This is a genomic window from Aestuariivirga sp., assembly GCF_020252395.1.
GTDB lineage: Bacteria > Pseudomonadota > Alphaproteobacteria > Rhizobiales > Aestuariivirgaceae > Aestuariivirga.
In genome coordinates, this window is sequence record NZ_JADCDB010000021.1 from 31,850 (window position 1) to 48,958 (window position 17,109).

The 17,109-nt window shown below is 66.4% G+C and carries 16 protein-coding genes and 1 pseudogene; 9 read left to right on the forward strand and 8 right to left on the reverse strand.

The genetic code is table 11. The annotated features are described in order from the left end of the window. Position 1: 1 nt before the first annotated feature. The 7 genes and pseudogenes from IOC82_RS10760 to IOC82_RS10790 all read right to left on the reverse strand — a co-directional run bounded on the left by IOC82_RS10760 (position 2) and on the right by IOC82_RS10790 (position 5,726). Complete coding sequence (locus IOC82_RS10760; protein WP_290546190.1) at positions 2 to 388, reverse strand: DUF3168 domain-containing protein; 387 nt, start codon at positions 386 to 388, stop codon at positions 2 to 4. Between the two features lie 8 nt (positions 389 to 396). Next, entirely contained in the window at positions 397 to 963 is a 567-nt protein-coding gene (locus IOC82_RS10765) for a phage head-tail connector protein (protein ID WP_290546191.1), read from the reverse strand. Further along, positions 963 to 2,183, reverse strand: a complete 1,221-nt coding sequence (locus tag IOC82_RS10770) for a phage major capsid protein (protein ID WP_290546192.1) — start codon at positions 2,181 to 2,183, stop codon at positions 963 to 965. The genes IOC82_RS10765 and IOC82_RS10770 overlap by 1 nt, the downstream gene beginning before the upstream one ends. 27 nt (positions 2,184 to 2,210) lie before the next feature. After that, a pseudogene (locus IOC82_RS10775) lies at positions 2,211 to 2,675 on the reverse strand (HK97 family phage prohead protease); the annotation flags it as partial. A gap of 103 nt (positions 2,676 to 2,778) precedes the next feature. Beyond that, positions 2,779 to 3,912, reverse strand: a complete 1,134-nt coding sequence (locus IOC82_RS10780) for a phage portal protein (protein ID WP_290546194.1) — start codon at positions 3,910 to 3,912, stop codon at positions 2,779 to 2,781. Between the two features lie 52 nt (positions 3,913 to 3,964). Further along, positions 3,965 to 5,227: a terminase family protein gene (locus IOC82_RS10785; RefSeq protein ID WP_290546195.1), complete on the reverse strand. Its 1,263-nt coding sequence runs from the start codon at positions 5,225 to 5,227 to the stop codon at positions 3,965 to 3,967. After that, the gene (locus IOC82_RS10790) at positions 5,139 to 5,726 is read right to left on the reverse strand and encodes a hypothetical protein (RefSeq protein ID WP_290546196.1); all 588 of its coding nucleotides are present in this window, start codon (positions 5,724 to 5,726) and stop codon (positions 5,139 to 5,141) included. Before IOC82_RS10790 ends, IOC82_RS10785 begins: the two co-directional genes overlap by 89 nt. Positions 5,727 to 5,820: 94 nt before the next feature. Here IOC82_RS10790 and IOC82_RS10795 point away from each other — a divergent pair, with 94 nt between their 5' ends. The 6 genes from IOC82_RS10795 (at position 5,821) to IOC82_RS10820 (ending at position 12,905) form a co-directional block, all read left to right on the forward strand. After that, complete coding sequence (locus IOC82_RS10795; RefSeq protein ID WP_290546197.1) at positions 5,821 to 6,735, forward strand: LysR family transcriptional regulator; 915 nt, start codon at positions 5,821 to 5,823, stop codon at positions 6,733 to 6,735. 107 nt (positions 6,736 to 6,842) lie between these two features. Continuing rightward, a complete protein-coding gene (locus IOC82_RS10800; protein ID WP_290546198.1) occupies positions 6,843 to 7,334 on the forward strand; it encodes a formate dehydrogenase subunit gamma in 492 nt (163 codons plus the stop codon). After that, complete coding sequence (locus IOC82_RS10805; protein WP_290546199.1) at positions 7,331 to 8,854, forward strand: NADH-quinone oxidoreductase subunit NuoF; 1,524 nt, start codon at positions 7,331 to 7,333, stop codon at positions 8,852 to 8,854. Before IOC82_RS10800 ends, IOC82_RS10805 begins: the two co-directional genes overlap by 4 nt. Before the next feature lie 13 nt (positions 8,855 to 8,867). After that, positions 8,868 to 11,747: a formate dehydrogenase subunit alpha gene (gene fdhF / locus IOC82_RS10810; RefSeq protein ID WP_290546200.1), complete on the forward strand. Its 2,880-nt coding sequence runs from the start codon at positions 8,868 to 8,870 to the stop codon at positions 11,745 to 11,747. 145 nt (positions 11,748 to 11,892) lie between these two features. After that, a complete protein-coding gene (fdhD, locus tag IOC82_RS10815) occupies positions 11,893 to 12,675 on the forward strand; it encodes a formate dehydrogenase accessory sulfurtransferase FdhD (RefSeq protein WP_290546201.1) in 783 nt (260 codons plus the stop codon). A 2-nt stretch (positions 12,676 to 12,677) separates the two neighbouring features. Then, on the forward strand, positions 12,678 to 12,905 hold the full coding sequence (locus IOC82_RS10820; RefSeq protein ID WP_290546202.1) for a formate dehydrogenase subunit delta: 228 nt from the start codon (positions 12,678 to 12,680) through the stop codon (positions 12,903 to 12,905). 38 nt (positions 12,906 to 12,943) lie between these two features. Here the strand turns inward: IOC82_RS10820 and IOC82_RS10825 are convergent, their stop codons facing one another. Continuing rightward, positions 12,944 to 13,411 (reverse strand): YcgN family cysteine cluster protein, encoded by a 468-nt coding sequence (locus tag IOC82_RS10825; RefSeq protein WP_290546203.1) that lies wholly within the window; start codon positions 13,409 to 13,411, stop codon positions 12,944 to 12,946. Positions 13,412 to 13,564: 153 nt separating this feature from the next. Here IOC82_RS10825 and IOC82_RS10830 point away from each other — a divergent pair, with 153 nt between their 5' ends. The 3 genes from IOC82_RS10830 to IOC82_RS10840 are packed head-to-tail and all read left to right on the forward strand — an operon-like array spanning position 13,565 to position 17,103. Beyond that, positions 13,565 to 15,937 (forward strand): transglycosylase domain-containing protein, encoded by a 2,373-nt coding sequence (locus IOC82_RS10830; RefSeq protein ID WP_290546204.1) that lies wholly within the window; start codon positions 13,565 to 13,567, stop codon positions 15,935 to 15,937. Between the two features lie 18 nt (positions 15,938 to 15,955). Then, complete coding sequence (locus IOC82_RS10835) at positions 15,956 to 16,537, forward strand: DUF1214 domain-containing protein (RefSeq protein WP_290546205.1); 582 nt, start codon at positions 15,956 to 15,958, stop codon at positions 16,535 to 16,537. After that, on the forward strand, positions 16,534 to 17,103 hold the full coding sequence (locus IOC82_RS10840) for a hypothetical protein (protein WP_290546206.1): 570 nt from the start codon (positions 16,534 to 16,536) through the stop codon (positions 17,101 to 17,103). Before IOC82_RS10835 ends, IOC82_RS10840 begins: the two co-directional genes overlap by 4 nt. The last annotated feature ends 6 nt before the right edge of the window (positions 17,104 to 17,109 follow it).

The following is a 17,109-nucleotide window of genomic DNA, read 5'->3' on the forward strand; positions in this document are numbered from 1 at the left end:
CCTAAAGTGGTTCCGTCGCCGCGCGGAAGCGCAGCGATGCGCCGTAATTCTGGCCGGTCTTCACCACGCTCCAGAACATCAGCCGCAAATTCACCAGCCGGTGGCCGGCCAGCGTAAGCGGTGCGCCGTCGAGGGCCGCCTCGACGGCCGCCGAGATCGCCTGCGCCTGGGCCCGCCCGCGGCTGTTGGAGCGCACCACGAGCGACACGAAATGCTCGAAACCGCCCTCGCCGAAGGTGCTCCAGTCCCGCGTGTCGAGGCCGGTGAACTCGACATAGGAAGGCGGCGCCCCGCGTGGCGCCTCGTCATAGACATAGGCGCCGCCGAGCGCCGCCTTCACCGCATCGTCCGCGATGAGCCTGGCGCGCATCGCCTCCTGCAGGGCCATCCCCGCGCTCACAGCCGCACCATGCGATAGGGCTCGAGCAACGCGCCGAGGCTCACCGGCATGCCGCTTCCCGCCTCCTCGCCGCGCTGCGCGAAGAAATGCGCAACGAGCAGCAGGATTGCCTGGCGCAGCGGTTGCGGCACATCCTGGGGGGACGTGCCGAAGCCCGCCTCGGCGCGGATGCCAATGCCATTCACGCCGCGCCCCGGCCGCGGCCACACACGTGAGCTGCGCAGCAGCACGCGCGGCGGCCGCGATGCGGGATCGACGATGTAATGCGCCGGGTCGATCACCGCCTTCGTGTCGTCCTCGCCGAAGACGCCAATCTCCTCCACCGCCCGCAAGGGGGCGACGGGAAGTTCGATCACGCCGTCTTCGGGCCATTGATCGCGGAAGCACAGCCAGTCCTGCGCGATGAGGCAGAGGCCCGTGCGGGCCTCCACCACGCGCCGCGCGGCTGTGATGAGAGAAGCGATCAGCTGGTCGTCATCACTGTTGACCACGCGAAGCTGCACCTTGGCCTCGGCGAGCGAGACAGGCTCGCCCGCCGGAGGCTGCACAAGGACCTGGCCCATCACGTCAGACCGAACTTCATCAGCTTGATCGCCTCGAAGTTCTGGATGCCGCCACCCACGCGCTTCGTCGTGTAGAACAGCACGTAGGGCTTGGCGGAGTAAGGATCGCGCAGGACCCGCACACCCACGCGGTCGACGATCAGGTAGCCGGAGGCGAAATCGCCGAAGCCCAGCGCGAAGGAGTCGGCCGCCACATCCGGCATCGGTTCGCATTCGGTGATGGGGAAGTTCATCAGCGTCGCCTTGCCGTCGGGCCGCGCCGCGGGCTCCCACAGGTAATTGCCGTTCGCGTCACGGAACTTGCGGATCTGGCTCTGGGTGCGGCGGTTCATCACCCAGCTCGCATTCTGGCGATAGCCGATCTTCAGCGCATAGATCAGGTCGATCAGCCGGTCGGACGGGTTGGTGGCCGGGAAGCCGCCCGCCACACCGGTGGCGAGATAGCCGACATTGCCCCAGGTCCAGCTGGCGTCCGCCACCTTGGTATAGCCGAGGAAGCCCTTGGGCTTGTTCACGCCATCGCCATTGACGAAGGCAATGCCCTCCTGCTCGGCGAAGACCAGCTGCACTTCTTCCGCCAGCCACTGGTCGATGTTGACGACCGAGTCATCCAGCAACGTCTGCGTGGCCGACGGCATCGCATAAAGCTCCATCGCCGGGAACTGCAGTTCGGCCAGCGTGATCGAGCCCGTCTCGGGCCGCGCCTGCGTCTCGCCCACCCAGCCATTGGCAAGGCCGTTGGTCGAGAACGGCTTCTTGTAAAGCGCGGCGGAGATCTGGCGGATCGAACTGATGGAGCGAATGGGCGAAATCGCATAGAGCCTCCGCCCGATCTCGGCTTCGACGTCCGGCGGCACGAGGAAGCCGCCATCGGGACCGGAGCCGACCGACATGGCCTTGGCCTCCAGTGCTGAAAGTCCTTGGCTCTCGCCCTTGCGCACATAGGTGTCGAAGGCCTGCTTGTGCTCGCGCGCCACAGGCTGTGCTTCCGCGGTCTCGCCCGAAAGCTGCGGCCGCCGCTGCTTCAGCGTCAGCTCGTCGATTCGCGCCTTCGCCTCGTCCACCGCGCGGTTGATGCGGTCCACCTTCTCGGCCGTCACCACATCCGCCGCCATGCGCCTCTCGATCTGGCCGAGGCGCTCGTCGTTGGCGTCCTTGAAGGCCTCGAAGGCCTGCATCATGTCGCCGAAGGCGACCTTGGTCTCAAGTCCCGTCTCCATTCACTTACCCTTTCTCATTGCAACACGCTTCACGCCGGTCACCCGCGCTCCAACGAGCATCGGGAAGGTCACCAGCGAGATCTCCCAGAGGTCGATTTCGGTGAGCAGCCGCGAGGCCGATGCCCGGTCGCGCCGCGCCCGCACCGTGCGAAAGCCGATCGACAATCCGTCGAGCCCCTTCGACTCGAGCAGCGAGAACAGCTCGCGCCCGCGCTGCACATTGCGGTCGAGGCGGCCCGTCACATGCAGTCCGCGCGGCGTCTCGTGCAGGTCGATCCAGGTTCCCACGGGCTCGCCCGCGTCATGCTGGAACAGCATGCGCACCTCGGACGCACCCCGCTTCTTCAGCGAGGCCGCGAAGGCCCCCGGCATCACCACGTCGCCCGACTGGTCGCGCGCCCCGAACAGGCTCGCATAGCCACTGAACACACCAGATCCGGAGCAGGCGCACAGCGGCTGCCCCATCGGGCTCAATTCCCGCCGGGTTTGCATTCTCGTTGTCTCCTTTGATCACGTCAAAAAGGATCGCCGGAACAAACCCGGCGATGATGTTACTGGATTCCCATCATGAACGGGCTTGTCCCAGGCATCCTTTTCAGTTCTCCCCGCGCGCGCCATACCCCACGGCCGCGCGCTTCTCGTCCCCGGTGAGAAAATCCGCCTTCCCCACCCGCGCCCACAGCGCCTCGCGGTCGGCAGAGAGCGCCTCCACCTGGTCCAAGTCATGCGTCAGCCGCAAGGAGCCCGCACACAGGAAGCCCGTCATCGCTTCGCCCACGCGGCTCGCCATGGGCAGCACGGTCTGGCGCCAGAAGCTGCGGTTCGCCTCCATGAAATTGGCGAAAGTATTGTCACCCGGAATCCCCAGCAGCATCGGCGGCACGCCGAAGGCCAGCGCGATCTCGCGCGCCGCGCCATCCTTGGCGGCGCTGTATTCCATGTCCTTCGGGCTGTAGCCCATCTCTTTCCAGTCCAGCCCGCCTTCCAGCACCATCGGACGCCCCGCATTGGACGCGCCCTGGTAGCTCTCCTCCAGCTCCGTCTTCAGCCGCTCGAACTGCTCCATCGTCAAATGCCCGTCCCCCGCCGCATAGACCAGCGCGCCGGAAGGCCTGGCCGAATTGTCCAGCATCGCCTTGTTCCAGCCGCTCGCCGCATTGTGCGTGTCGATCGCCCGCTGCGCCGCTTCCAAGGGCGACATGCCGTAATGGTCGTTCAGCGGATTGAACAGCCGGAGCTGCAGCACGTTCTCGCGCGGCAGCCGCACCGACTGTCCGTTGACGGAGTAATCATAGGCCTCCGCCCAGCCATTGGCGGAGGCAACCGCCTTCATCCGGTCGGGCCTGAGCGCATGCAGCTCGCGCACCGCACCGTCGATCTCCACCTTCTCGACATAGGCATTGCCCGCCACCAGCAGGAAGCCATAGAGCTGCTCGCCGAATTCCCGCCCCGGCTGGCCGGGATTGGGTTTCTTCAGCAGGCCGAGCAGCGGATGCGCGGCGATTTCGCGGTCGCCGTCATAGAGCAACCACGGCAGCGACCCCGCCGCTTCCGCGATCAATCGAACGCTGCGATAGCCGATGGCATTCGACGCAAACCCCTCCTGCGCCAGCGCCGCATAGTTCCGCGGCGTCCACTGCGGCCTTCCCGCCTGGTGCAGCGCGATCAAGGGCCCGGTGGCGGAGCGCTTGGTTTCAGCGGCGAAGAAACGTTTTACTCTGTCAAACATAAACACCTCATCCGCAACAGTTCCCCTCCCCCTTGCGGGGAGAGGATATTATTCATATCACCCGCACCCGCGGCTCCGCCTGCCGGCGCAGCATCAAGTCGCTCACCGCCCAGACCAGCGCGTCGAGCCGGTCTGGGCTCTTCATGCCCTCGCCCAGCGCGCTGCACATCTCGTCCTCCAATTCGGGGAAGGCCCCCACGTGCCGCACCCGTCCCTGCTCGTACAAGGCCGCCACCGGTTCGGCGCGGGCATGTTTCCCGCGCGTCGCGTGCACGGCGCGGAAGGACAAGCCGCCGTCCACCTCGCGCATCACCGCCTCGACCATGGCGCCGCCCTGGTTCACCTCCGCCACCACGCGGCTCGCCTTGCGCGCGTGATATAAGGCCACCGCGCGCTCCGCCCACTGGATGGGCTTCGCGCGCTCCAGCGAATGATCGTCCAGCACGTAAGCCACGCCGTCGATGCCCAGCCCCACGCAGACAATGCCGCAGGCATTGGCTTTCTTTCCGTGGCTGGCCGGCGGGTCCACCGCCACCACCACGCGCTTCAGTTCGGGCGCTGCCTTCACGCGGCCGCCCTCGATGATGGCGCGGCGGAACAGGGCATCCGGGTCGTCATCGATCAGCTCTCCGTTCAGTTCCTGCCGGCCAAGCCTCGTTCCGCCGTAACGCCCGGTCACGTCGGCGAGGAAGCTCTTCGCCAGGTTCGTCGCATTGTCGAAGGTCGCCGTATGCGTCACCGCCGTGGCGGGGTCGCCCAGCAACCTTTTCACCAGCGGCACGGGCCGCGGCGTGGTGGTGATCACCACACGCGGGCTTTCCCCGAGCCGCAAGGCGAAGGCCAGCATGTCCCATGCCGCTTCGCCCAGCCGCCACTTCGCCAGTTCGTCGCACCAGGCCGCGTCGAACTGCGGACCCCGCAAGGATTCCGGCTCGTCCGCCGAGAACACCTGCGCCACCGTGCCATTGGGCCATGTGATCAGCCGCCGCGACGGCTCATAGAGAGGCCGCTCCGCTTCCATGTGGACAGAGAGCAGCCCGGACTTCCCCTCGATCATCACGCTGCGCGCCTGATCGAGGGTCGGTCCGACGATGGCGATGCGCCGTGCCTGCGCCTCGCCATTCGCCCAATCACCCAGCGCCTGCGCCTTCACCCATTCGGCCCCGGCGCGGGTCTTGCCCGCGCCGCGCCCGCCGAGGATCAGCCAGCTGCGCCAGTCACCTTCATCAGGTGGAAGCTGCTTGCCCAGCCGCCCCCACATCCGCCAGTCGCGGTTGATCCCCTCCGTCTCCCGGATGTTCAGCCTTTTCAGCATCCAGGCGAGCTCGCTCTGCGAGAATTTCCCGCTGAAGTCCCTCAAGCTTGTCCGCAAGCGCTTCACGCTCTGCGTCATCAAAGCGCTTGCCGTGCTTGCGCCTGGCAATGCGCCGGGCGCGTTCCTTGCGTTCGAGTTCAAGGACTTTCTCCAGTGTTCTGACCAGCGTGTTCATGGCGCGGATGTCGCGTTCGCTCGTGGCGGCGCTCGCCTCCGCCGAGAGCGTGCCGATCTGGGCCTCGAATTCCGTCAGCCGCTGCTGCAGCAGCGCCTTGAAGCGGGCCAGTGTGGCCCGCGTGCCCTGGGGCTTTCCACGCGCGGCTCCGCGCAGTTTCCAGCCCTCCAAACGCGCGCGGGCCGCCAGGGCCTGCCGCGTAATCCCCGCATCCTGCGCGATGGTGGCCACCGCTTCGATGCCGTGTTCGTATCTCTCCCGCACCCGCGCCCAAACGGCAGCGGGCGCCGGTTCATCACCGCCGCCGCTCATGTCCTCACCCATTTGTGGAGTATGCGCCTTTATACCCCAACGAGCGCGCGCTGTCAAGGACTATTTTCAATTACGAGGAATTTTCTTTTGTCCTTGAACCGTCATCATGCCGGTCTATTGCTCGGGGATGGATATCCGCCAGCTTCAATATCTCGCGGCATTGGCGCGCGAAAAGCACTTCACCCGCGCCGCCCAGGCCTGCCACGTCACGCAGCCCACGCTGTCGGGCCGCATCCGCCAGCTGGAGCAGGAGCTGGGCGTTCCCATCGTGGAGCGCGGCCAGCGCTATATCGGGCTCACCCCCGAGGGCGAGCGCGTGCTGAAATGGGCGCATTTGATCCTCGACAACTGGCAGAGCCTCACCCAGGAGCTCGGCGCCATCCGCTCGAAAAAGGGCGAACTCGCCGGCAGGCTGGTGCTCGGCGTCATCCCCTCGGCCCTGCCCAAGGTCTCGCTCCTCACCCGCGCCATGGAGCGCGAGCACCGCTCGGTCGAGTTCACCGTTCTCTCCCAGTCCTCCGAGGAGATCCTGCGGAACCTCCACGAGCACGCCATCGACGCCGGCATCACCTACTTGGACAACGAGCCCGTCAAGGGCCTGATGCAGCATCCGCTCTACGAGGAGCATTACGCGCTCTTCGTCGGCGAAAATTCTCCGTATACAGACAAAGAGTCCGTCACCTGGACGGAGGCCGCGCAGGAGCCGCTCTGCCTCCTCACCCCCAACATGCAGAACCGCCGCATCATCGACCGCGCCTTCGCGGTGGCCAATGTCCACCCCTCGCCCCGGCTCGAGACCAATTCGATCATGAATCTCCTGGCCTCGGTGAAGTCCATGGGCCTCTCTTCCATCATGCCGGATTATTTCATTCACGTGCTGGGCAAGCTCGATGGCGTGCGGGCGATCCCGCTCACCGACCCCAGGGTGGCGCACAAGGTCGGCCTCGCCGGCCTGCCGCGCGAGCCGCTCTCGCCGCTGGTCGCCGCCCTCTTCGCCGCCGCCCGCGGCCTCAAGGGCTAGACCTCGGGAGCACCCACCCCACGAGCGCGGGGCCTCATAACCCTCGCCTATCGCCTCATCGAAGGCGTCAATTGGAATTTACACGCGGCATGCGCCATGAAGGTGACATGTCCGGAAAAACCACCCTGCTCGATCTTTCCCCGCGCGAGGCGACGGCCGCCCGGGAGATCGCCCTCCGCTACGGCAACCGCCCCGATGCGCTGCTGGAAATCCTCCACGACCTGCAGGAGCACCTGGGCTTCATCCCGGAGGCGGCGCTTCCGGCGCTGGCCAAGTCGCTCAACCTGTCACGCGCCGAAGTCCACGGGGTTGTCACCTTCTATCACGATTATCGCCGCGAGCCCGCCGGCCGCCATATCATCAAGGTCTGCCGGGCCGAGGCCTGTCAGTCCATGGGGGCGAATGAGCTCGTCTCCATGATCGAGCGTTTCCTCAAGGTGAAGCTGGGCCAGACCACCGCCGATGGCGCGATCACGCTGGAGGCCGCCTACTGCCTCGGCAATTGCGCGCTGTCCCCCGCCGTCATGGTGGACGGCAAGCTGGTCGGACGGGTTGACGCCCAGAAGTTCGAGACGATCGTCGCGGAGTGCCGCTCATGAGCAAGGTCTATGTTCCGCGCGACTCAGCCGCCCGTTCGGTCGGCGCTGACGAAGTGGCCGAAGCGCTCGCGAAGCTCGGCCATGAGGTGATCCGCAACGGTTCGCGCGGCCTCTTCTTCCTCGAGCCGCTCGTCGAGGTCGAGACCGGGGAAGGCCGCATCGCCTATGGCCCGGTCACCGCCGGTGACGTGGCCTCGTTGCCGCTTTCGACGGCCGGCGCCCACAAGCTGCGCCTCGGCAAGATCGAGGATCACCCCTATCTCAAGAATCAGGAGCGCCTCACCTTCGCGCGCTGCGGCATCACCGATCCGGTCTCGGTTTCGGATTACGCGAGGCACGGCGGCTTCGAAGGGCTGAACAAGGCGCTCGGCCTCGCCGGTGCGGCAATCGTCGCTGAAGTCACCGAGTCCGGCCTCCGCGGCCGCGGTGGTGCGGGCTTCCCCACCGGCATCAAGTGGAAGACCGTGCATGATGCTCCGGCCGGCCAGAAATATGTCTGCTGCAACGCCGACGAGGGTGATAGCGGCACCTTCGCCGACCGCATGGTCATGGAGGGCGACCCCCTCATGCTCATCGAGGGCATGGCCATTGCCGCCCTCGCCGTGGGCGCCACCAAGGGCTATGTCTATATCCGCTCGGAATACCCCGATGCCATCGCCACCATGAAGGAGGCGATCGCCAGTGCGGCCGCCGCCAAATGGCTGGGCGATAATATTCAGGGTACGGACAAATCCTTCCACCTCGAAGTCCGCCGCGGCGCGGGCGCTTACATCTGCGGTGAAGAGACCGCCATGCTCGAATCGCTCGAGGGCAAGCGCGGCACGGTGCGCCCCAAGCCGCCGATCCCGGCGCTCGAGGGCCTGTTCGGCAAGCCCACTGTCATCAACAACGTGCTGAGCTTCGCCGCCGTGCCCTACATCCTCAGCCATGGCGGAGCGGCCTACAAGAATTACGGCTTAGGCCGCTCGCGCGGCACGCTGCCCTTCCAGCTCGCCGGCAACATCAGGCAGGGCGGACTGGTGGAGAAGGCCTTCGGCGTCACCCTGCGGGAGCTGGTCGAGGGCTTCGGCGGCGGCACCTTCTCAGGCCGAGCCATCCGCGCCATCCAGGTCGGCGGCCCGCTCGGCGCTTACCTGCCGGCCTCGCAGATGGACATGGCGTTGGATTATGAAACCTTCGCCGCAGCCGGGGCCATGGTCGGCCACGGCGGCATCGTGGTCTTCGACGAGACGGTCGACATGGCCGCCCAGGCGCGCTTCGCCATGGAGTTCTGCGCGATTGAATCCTGCGGCAAGTGCACGCCCTGCCGCATCGGCTCCACCCGCGGCGTCGAGGTGATCGACAAGATCGTCGCCGGCGAGGACCGTGACGCCAACCTCGACCTGCTGTCAGACCTCTGCCAGACCATGACGGACGGTTCGCTCTGCGCCATGGGCGGGCTCACCCCCATGCCGGTGATGAGCGCCATCAAGCATTTCCCCGAAGATTTCGACAAGCCCGCCCAAATCGCGGCTGAATGAGGAGCCACCCAGGATGACTCTGATTAAGGAAACGGACTACGGCACACCTGAGGTGAACTCGACCAACATGGTCACCCTCGAAATCGATGGCCAGCAGGTCACCGTGCCGGAAGGCACCTCCATCATGCGCGCCGCGATGGAGATGGGCACCAAGATCCCTAAGCTCTGCGCCACCGACATGCTGGACGCCTTCGGCTCCTGCCGCCTCTGCCTCGTGGAGATCGAGGGCCGCAAGGGCACGCCGGCCTCCTGCACCACGCCCGTCGCGCCGGGCATTAAAGTCCGTACACAGACGGACCGCCTCGCCAAGCTGCGCAAGGGCGTGATGGAACTTTATATCTCCGACCACCCGCTGGACTGTTTGACCTGTGCGGCGAACGGCGACTGCGAATTGCAGGACATGGCCGGTGCGGTCGGCCTGCGCGAAGTGCGCTATGGCCATGAGGGCGACAATCACGTCTTCAAGACGCGCGCCGGCGGCTCGGCCAACATCCGCTGGCAGCCGAAGGACGACTCGAACCCCTATTTCACCTTCGACCCGGCGAAGTGCATCGTCTGCTCGCGCTGCGTCAGGGCTTGCGAGGAGGTTCAGGGCACCTTCGCGCTGACCATCGATGGCCGCGGCTTCGACAGTCACGTCTCCGCCGGCATGGACGAGGCCTTCCTCGAGTCCGAATGCGTGTCCTGCGGCGCCTGCGTGCAGGCCTGCCCGACCGCGACGCTGACCGAAAAGTCGGTGATCGAGATGGGCCAGCCGGAACATTCCGTCGTCACCACCTGCGCCTATTGCGGCGTGGGCTGCTCGTTCAAGGCCGAGATGAAGGGCGACCAGGTCGTCCGCATGGCGCCTTACAAGGACGGCGGCGCGAATGAAGGCCATTCCTGCGTGAAGGGCCGTTTCGCCTGGGGGTATACGACCCACAAGGACCGCATCACCGCACCGATGATCCGTGAACGGATCACCGATCCGTGGAAGGAAGTCTCCTGGGACGAGGCCATCGGCTATGCCGCCTCGCGCTTCAAGGCGATCCAGGAGAAATACGGCCGCACCTCGATCGGCGGCATCACCTCGTCCCGCTGCACCAACGAGGAAGTCTTCGCGGTGCAGAAGATGATCCGCGCCGCCTTCAGGAACAACAATGTCGATACCTGCGCCCGCGTCTGCCATTCGCCCACGGGCTATGGCCTGTCGCGCACGTTTGGCACCTCGGCCGGCACGCAAGACTTCAAGTCGGTCGACGAGGCCGATGTCCTGCTGCTGATCGGCGCCAACCCGACGGACGCCCACCCCGTGTTCGGCTCGCGCATGAAGCGGCGCCTCCGAGAAGGCGCGAAGCTCATCGTGGCCGACCCGCGCAAGATCGATCTGGTCGAGTCGGCCCATGTGAAGGCCGCGCACCACCTGCAGCTCCGCCCCGGCACCAATGTCGCAATCATCAATGCGCTGGCGCATGTGATCATGACGGAGGGGCTGGAGAAGCGCGGCTACATCGAGGAGCGCTGCGACCCGGTCGAGTTCGCCCGCTGGGAAGCCTTCATTCGCGAGGAGCGCAATTCTCCGGAAGCGCTGGAACCGGTCACCGGCGTGCCCGCGCCGGAAGTCCGCGCCGCGGCCCGGCTCTATGCCACGGGCGGCAATGGCGCGATCTACTACGGCCTCGGCGTCACCGAGCACAGCCAGGGTTCCACCATGGTCATGGGCATGGCGAACCTCGCCATGGCCACCGGCAATGTGGGCCGCAATGGCGTGGGCGTCAATCCGCTCCGTGGGCAGAACAATGTGCAGGGCTCCTGCGATATGGGGTCCTTCCCGCATGAGTTCTCGGGATACCGCCACGTCGGCGACGACACGGTGCGCCGGATGTTCGAGAGCGTGTGGCAGACCTCGCTCGACGCGGAGCCCGGCCTGCGTATCCCGAACATGTTCGACGCCGCCATCGAAGGCAGCTACAAGGGGCTGTTCGTCCAGGGCGAGGATATCGCCCAGTCGGACCCCAACACCAAGCACGTCGACCGCGCGCTGGAGGCGATGGAATGCGTGGTGGTGCAGGACCTGTTCCTGAACGAGACCGCCGCCTTCGCGCATGTGTTCCTGCCCGGCACCTCCTTCCTCGAAAAGGACGGCACCTTCACCAATGCCGAGCGCCGGATCAACCGTGTACGGATGGTCAAGGCGCCGTTGCAGGGCAAACACGAATGGCAGGCGGTCGCCGAACTCGCCACCGCCATGGGCTATCCGATGCATTACAACGATGCCTCCGAGATCATGGACGAGATCGCCAGGCTCACGCCGACCTTCGCCGGCGTCTCCTTCGAGAAGCTGGACCTTCTGGGCTCCGTCCAGTGGCCGTGCAACGACAAGGCGCCGGAGGGCACGCCGCTGATGCACATCGGCGGCTTCGTGCGCGGGCTTGGACGCTTCGTCGTCACCGAATTCGTTCCGACGGAGGAGCGCACCAACCGTTCCTTCCCGTTGATCCTGACCACGGGCCGCATTCTGTCGCAGTACAATGTCGGCGCGCAGACGCGGCGCACCGCGAATGCCGCCTGGCACACGGAAGACCTGCTCGAGATCCACCCGCATGACGCCGAATTGCGTGGCATCAAGGACGGCGCCATGGTGTCGGTCTCGAGCCGCGTCGGCGCCACGACGCTGCGCGCCCGGATTTCCGAGCGCATGCCGCAGGGCGTGGTCTACACCACCTTCCACCACCCGGAGTCGGGCGCCAACGTGATCACCACCGAGAATTCGGACTGGGCCACCAACTGCCCCGAATACAAGGTGACGGCCGTTCAGGTGAGCCTTTCCAACCAGCCCTCCGACTGGCAGAAGGAGTGGGAGGAGCGCGAGGAAGAGAACAAGCGCGTCGCCCCCATGGTTGCAGCAGAATGAGCAAGCTTCCTCCCACAATCTCTCCCGCAAGGCGGGAGAGGACGATCCTTGCGCAGCAAGGATCAGGCGAGGGGGAGCGATGAACGCTCCGCTCACGTCCCATCGCCGGCCCGCTGCGCGGGCGTCCTCCGCTTTGCGGGAGAGGATGGCGGCGGCAGCGTCCGTGCCGGCGAAGGGCATCCTCCACACGCTGGCGGGTGACGAGGAGACCGTCTGGCAGGTGCCGGAGGAAGTGCCCCTCGCGGTTCAATTCAATTCGCAGAACTACGCCGTGATGATGGGCACGCCCGCCGATTTCGAGGATTTCGCGGTGGGCTTCGCCGTCGCGGAAGGGATCATCGCCAAGGCGTCCGACGTCACCGCCGTGCTCGTGCTGCCCGCCGGGCAGGGTTATGCGATCGACCTCTCGGTGGCGGAGGACAAGATCGACCGCGGCCGCATGGCGAAGCGCAGCATCGAGGGCCGCACCGGCTGCGGCCTTTGCGGCATCGCGGACATGAAGGACGCGATTCGCATGCCGTCTTCGGCGCTTCCCGCCGTGGACCTCCGCCCGCAGGCCGTGGCCCGCGCCTATGAACAGCTCCCCGCTTATCAGCCGATGAGCCGGGTGAACCGCACGGTGCATGCCGCCGCCTGGTGCTCCGTGGACGGAGAAATCCTGCTCTCCCGCGAGGATGTGGGCCGCCACACCGCGCTCGACAAGCTGATCGGCGCGCTGGCCCGCGAGGGGGCGGACCTCGGACAAGGCTTCGTGCTGATGTCCAGCCGCTGCAGCTTCGAGTTGGTGCAGAAATGCGCGATGGCGGGGATCGGCGCGCTCGCCACCGTCTCCGCGCCCACCGCGCTTGCGCTGTCGCTGGCGCGGCAGGCGCGCCTCAAACTGGCCGCGCTCGCAAACCGCGGCGTCATGATCTTCGACAGGGACTGAACATGCAGCAGCAAGACATGCTCCGGATGGCGAACCAGATCGCCGCCTTCTTCAACGGCTCAGGCCCCGAGTTGGCGGTGAAAGAAGCCGCCGAGCACATCAACAAGTTCTGGGACCCCCACATGCGCGCCGTGCTGGTGGCCCACCTCGACAAGGGCGGCGAGGGGCTGGACGGGACCATCGTCAAGGCCGCAGCGCTGATCAAGCGGCCGAAGACGGCGGACGCCTGACTTGTCTTCTCCCGCGTCTTCAGCGGGAGACCGGAGGATTATTTCGCCACCCGCCTCCTCGCCTTTGGCAGCCGCCACAGGTGGCCGGCCAGTTCTTCGACCGTGATCCCCTCTTCCGAATAGGCTTCGCCGGCCACCGTAATCCCGGCTTCCGTCACCGTCTGCTGCGTGCCGGAGACCAGCGGGTGCCACCAGGGCAGCGGCTTTCCCTCGTCCAGCAGGCGGTAGGCGCAGGTGGCGGGCAGCCAGCCGAGCTGGCCCACATTCTCCGGCGTCAGCTGCACGCAATCGGGCACCTTGGCCTGGCGGTTGGGATAATCGGTGCAGCGGCAGGTGCCGAGATCGAGCAGCTTGCAGGCGGCCCGCGTGTAGAGGAAGCGGCCCGTATCCTCGTCCTCCAGCTTGTTCAGGCAGCAGCGGCCGCAGCCGTCGCAGAGCTGCTCCCACTCCCCGCGGCTCATTTCGGCGAGGAACTTGGTCTTCCAGAAGGGGCGGGGCTCGGTCATGACTTCCTAATGACATAGAACCCAAACGGAAAGTCAACCTTATGCTGGCATGATGGCGGGGCAATTGGTAGCGTTCCTCTCCGGCAACCGGTGCGGCGCGTTTTTGTCACAATCGCCCCGTAAGCGGCGGCAAGCTCGGGATCGGTTTGAAGCGTGTCGAATCTTCCATCGCATGAATCCCTGTGGGGGCGGCTCTGGCGGGCCGACGGCGCCGTCAGCACGGCCGTGTTCGAGACCTGGGATTTTCTCAAGCGCGCCCAATCGGCCTATGCGAATTTCCTCGAACGCTTCCGCCTGCGCGGCGTGAAGCGCGTCATTGTCGACCTCCTGGATGACGGCGTCACCTTCGGCGTCATCTTCTGCTTCGTGCTGCTCGCCTACGCCCTGCCGCCGTTCTCGGGCACCGGCGACGTGTGGAACCGCGGCCGCGAATTTGCCGTCACCTTCACGACGGCGGATGGCGAGATCATCGGCCGCCGCGGCATCCGCCAGGACGATGCGATCCCGCTCACCGACATTCCGCCGCACATGATAAAGGCCGTGCTCGCCACCGAGGACGCCCGCTTCTTCGAGCATTTCGGCGTGGACGTGATCGGCACCCTGCGCGCCATCGTGCAGAATGCGCGGGCCAACACCGTGGTGCAGGGCGGCTCGTCCCTCACCCAGCAGGTGGCGAAGAACCTGTTCCTGAGCCCTGAGCGCACCATCCGCCGCAAGGTGCACGAGGCCTTCCTGTCGCTGTGGCTGGAGGCGCGGCTGACCAAGCAGGAAATCCTCAAGCTCTATCTCGACCGCTCCTACCTCGGCGGCGGCAATTACGGCATCGAAGCCGCTTCGCAGTTTTATTTCGGCAAGTCGGTGCGCGACATCACGTTGCCGGAGGCCGCCATGCTCGCGGGCCTGTTCAAGGCGCCCACCAAGTTTGCCCCGCACCAGAACCTGGAACTCGCCCGGGCCCGCGCCAACACCGTGCTCTACCGCATGCTGGACGCGGGCTTCATCACGCAAGGAGAACTTCTCGAGGCGCGGCGCGAGCCGGCCACACCCATCGAGCAGAAGATTTCAGACAGCCCCAACTGGTATCTCGACCGGGCCTACCGCGACACCATGTCGATCGTCGACGGGAAGGGTCTCATTAGCGATTTCGTGCTGGAGGTGAAGACGGCGATCGACCTCCCCCTCCAGACGGCGGCCCAGAACATCGTCAACGAGGAAGTGGCGGCCAACAGCGAGCAGTATCACGTCACCCAGGGTGCGGCGGTGGTAATGGCGCATGACGGCGCGGTGCGCGCCATCGTGGGCGGCGTGGACTATGAAGCGAGCCAGTTCAGCCGCGCCACCGATGCGATGCGCCAGTCGGGCTCGTCATTCAAGCCCTTCGTCTATATGGCGGCGCTTCTCAAGGGCTACCGGCCGAACGACACGGTGGTCGACGGCCCGGTGGCGGTGGGCAACTGGGCGCCGCGCAACTACACCGGAAAATATGCCGGCCGCACCACGCTGTCGAACGCCATCGCGCATTCCTACAATTCCGTGCCAGTGAAGCTGATGGTGGACATCGGCCGGCCCGCGATTATCGAGACCGCGCATCTCGCCGGCATCAGGGGCACGGTCGAAACCGCGGCGTCCATGGTGCTGGGCACCAGCGCGCTATCGCTCATCGACCTCACGTCCGGCTATCTCTCCTTCGCTTCCGGCGGCCTGGCGGCCAAGCCCTATACGGTCCTCGAGATCCGCCGCTCCAACGGCGACGTGCTCTACGAACGCGGCAAGGACCCGGCCGCAGCGCCCAAACGCGTCTTCCCGGAGAAGACGGTGGCGGCGCTCAACACCATGCTCAGCGCCGTGGTGAAACTGGGCACCGGAAAGCGCGCCGATCTCGTCTTCGAGCCCACCGCCGGCAAGACAGGCACGAACCAGGGCTATCGCGACGCCTGGTTCATCGGCTTCACCGGCAACAATGTTGCGGGAGTCTGGCTCGGTAACGACGACTTCACGCCGATGAAGGAGGTGACGGGCGGCCTCCTTCCCGCGCCGATCTGGAAGCGCATCATGATCGAGGCCGAGCGCGGGCTGACGCCAGCGGGCTTTGCCGGCGTGCCCTATGACGAGTCCTATAAGGTGGCCGCGGCGCAAGCGCCGCAGCCCGCAGCCCCCGAGGCAGTGAGCGACGAAACCGACCAGGCGCAGGGGGCGGACACCGACACCCAGCAGGCTGCGGCCGGCACGGGCGATGTCAATGGCGTGCTGAACGGCATGTTCGACCTGTTCGAGACCACCCCGCCCGCAGCGGCCGCAGCGGCCGCCGCAGCCGCTGCCGCCAAGACCGCGGCGCCCAGACAGGAAGCGCTGGTGCTGCCCAGGGCCAATGTCGACCGGCCCTCCGACGCGGGGCGCCGGAAGAAAGGCTTCATCGAAGACATCTTCGGCGGCGGCGCGGAGGACCCAATGCAGGCAGCGCCTGACGAGCCCAAAAAGCAGAAAAAAAAGAAAAAGAAAAAGACTCTCTTTGACAGTATCTTCTGAGCCATCATCTGATCGAGCATGCCGCAATTCATCTGGCCCACCATTTATGTCGCAGCCGGCGTCGCAGCCGGCTGCGTGAGCGCCTTCGCGCTGATCCAGAATGCAGGCGTGGAGCCCCCGGCGCCGGGCATGCCGTGGCAGAGCCGTGCCGCCGCGCTGGCCGGCCGCGACGCCTTCTATGTCCGCGCGCACTATCTGCTCGAAGGCCGCCTGCCGCCCGCCCCCAACCAGCTGGGCGAGGCCACGGCCGGCACGGACAGCGACGGCCGCCCACTCACCGGCGGCTGCACTTATCTCATCGCATCCACCGGCCCGCTGCCGCGCTGGTGGAGCCTCGGCATCGTCGAGCCGGCGGGCGCAATACCCGCGCCGCGGACCGCGGCGGCCAAAGACACCGCGCTGCAGACCACGGCGGACAGCGGCACCGCGGTGCACGAGGCCGATGGCAGCGTCACCATCGCCGCCGCCAGCCGCCCGCAGCCCGGCAACTGGCTGAAGCTGCCTGACAGGCGCAACTTCACGCTGATCTATTCGGCCTTGTCCTCGAGCCCCAAGCCGCTGGATCCGCCTTTCGCCATCAAGCGGGGGCCCTGCTCATGAGAAGGCATCTGTTCTGGCTGCTTGTGGCGGTGGCGGCAGGGGTGGCGGCGCACTCCGCCTTCGCGCTCTTCGTGCCGGGCTGGTGGTTCTCGCGCGAGGTGCGGCAGCTGGCGCATGCGCATGGCAAGAACAGCTTCTTCATCCTCTCGCCCGCGGAACAGGCGAGGCTGTTTCCCGGCCTGCCGCGCTTCGGCGTCACCGGCCTCTGCGTCTTCGACGTGGCCAGCGGCGACGTGACCTTCGCCGCCCAGCTGCCGGACGGCTTCTGGATCGCCACCATCTACACCGAGAAAGCGGAGGCCATCTACTCGGTGAACAACCGCCAGTCCGGCGCCAACAGCTTCGCGGTCAGCCTGTCGCGTGCGCCGGGCTTCATCGAGCAGATCCTCAAGTCCACCGAAAAGGAAGCGATCGACGGGATCGACTCCGGCTGGACCGTCACCTCGCCCGAACCGCGGGGGCTTGCCGTGGTGTGGTATCCCACCCCGGAAATCGGCCTGCGCGAGCTTGCGGCCGAACAGGTGGCCCGGTCACGCTGCACAGTGGGACTGGCGGGTGGGAGCTGACGCCGG

Coding starts and splice junctions, on each gene's coding strand:
- fdhD (WP_290546201.1), top strand. CDS start 11,893: ATGGCGGCGGCAGCGTCCGTGCCGGCGAAGGGCATCCTCCACACGCTG.
- IOC82_RS10765 (WP_290546191.1), bottom strand. CDS start 963: ATGGGCCAGGTCCTTGTGCAGCCTCCGGCGGGCGAGCCTGTCTCGCTC.
- IOC82_RS10770 (WP_290546192.1), bottom strand. CDS start 2,183: ATGGAGACGGGACTTGAGACCAAGGTCGCCTTCGGCGACATGATGCAG.
- IOC82_RS10835 (WP_290546205.1), top strand. CDS start 15,956: ATGCCGCAATTCATCTGGCCCACCATTTATGTCGCAGCCGGCGTCGCA.
- IOC82_RS10800 (WP_290546198.1), top strand. CDS start 6,843: ATGTCCGGAAAAACCACCCTGCTCGATCTTTCCCCGCGCGAGGCGACG.
- fdhF (WP_290546200.1), top strand. CDS start 8,868: ATGACTCTGATTAAGGAAACGGACTACGGCACACCTGAGGTGAACTCG.
- IOC82_RS10795 (WP_290546197.1), top strand. CDS start 5,821: ATGCCGGTCTATTGCTCGGGGATGGATATCCGCCAGCTTCAATATCTC.
- IOC82_RS10785 (WP_290546195.1), bottom strand. CDS start 5,227: ATGCTGAAAAGGCTGAACATCCGGGAGACGGAGGGGATCAACCGCGAC.
- IOC82_RS10825 (WP_290546203.1), bottom strand. CDS start 13,411: ATGACCGAGCCCCGCCCCTTCTGGAAGACCAAGTTCCTCGCCGAAATG.
- IOC82_RS10820 (WP_290546202.1), top strand. CDS start 12,678: ATGCAGCAGCAAGACATGCTCCGGATGGCGAACCAGATCGCCGCCTTC.
- IOC82_RS10760 (WP_290546190.1), bottom strand. CDS start 388: ATGGCCCTGCAGGAGGCGATGCGCGCCAGGCTCATCGCGGACGATGCG.
- IOC82_RS10780 (WP_290546194.1), bottom strand. CDS start 3,912: ATGTTTGACAGAGTAAAACGTTTCTTCGCCGCTGAAACCAAGCGCTCC.
- IOC82_RS10790 (WP_290546196.1), bottom strand. CDS start 5,726: ATGGGTGAGGACATGAGCGGCGGCGGTGATGAACCGGCGCCCGCTGCC.
- IOC82_RS10840 (WP_290546206.1), top strand. CDS start 16,534: ATGAGAAGGCATCTGTTCTGGCTGCTTGTGGCGGTGGCGGCAGGGGTG.
- IOC82_RS10805 (WP_290546199.1), top strand. CDS start 7,331: ATGAGCAAGGTCTATGTTCCGCGCGACTCAGCCGCCCGTTCGGTCGGC.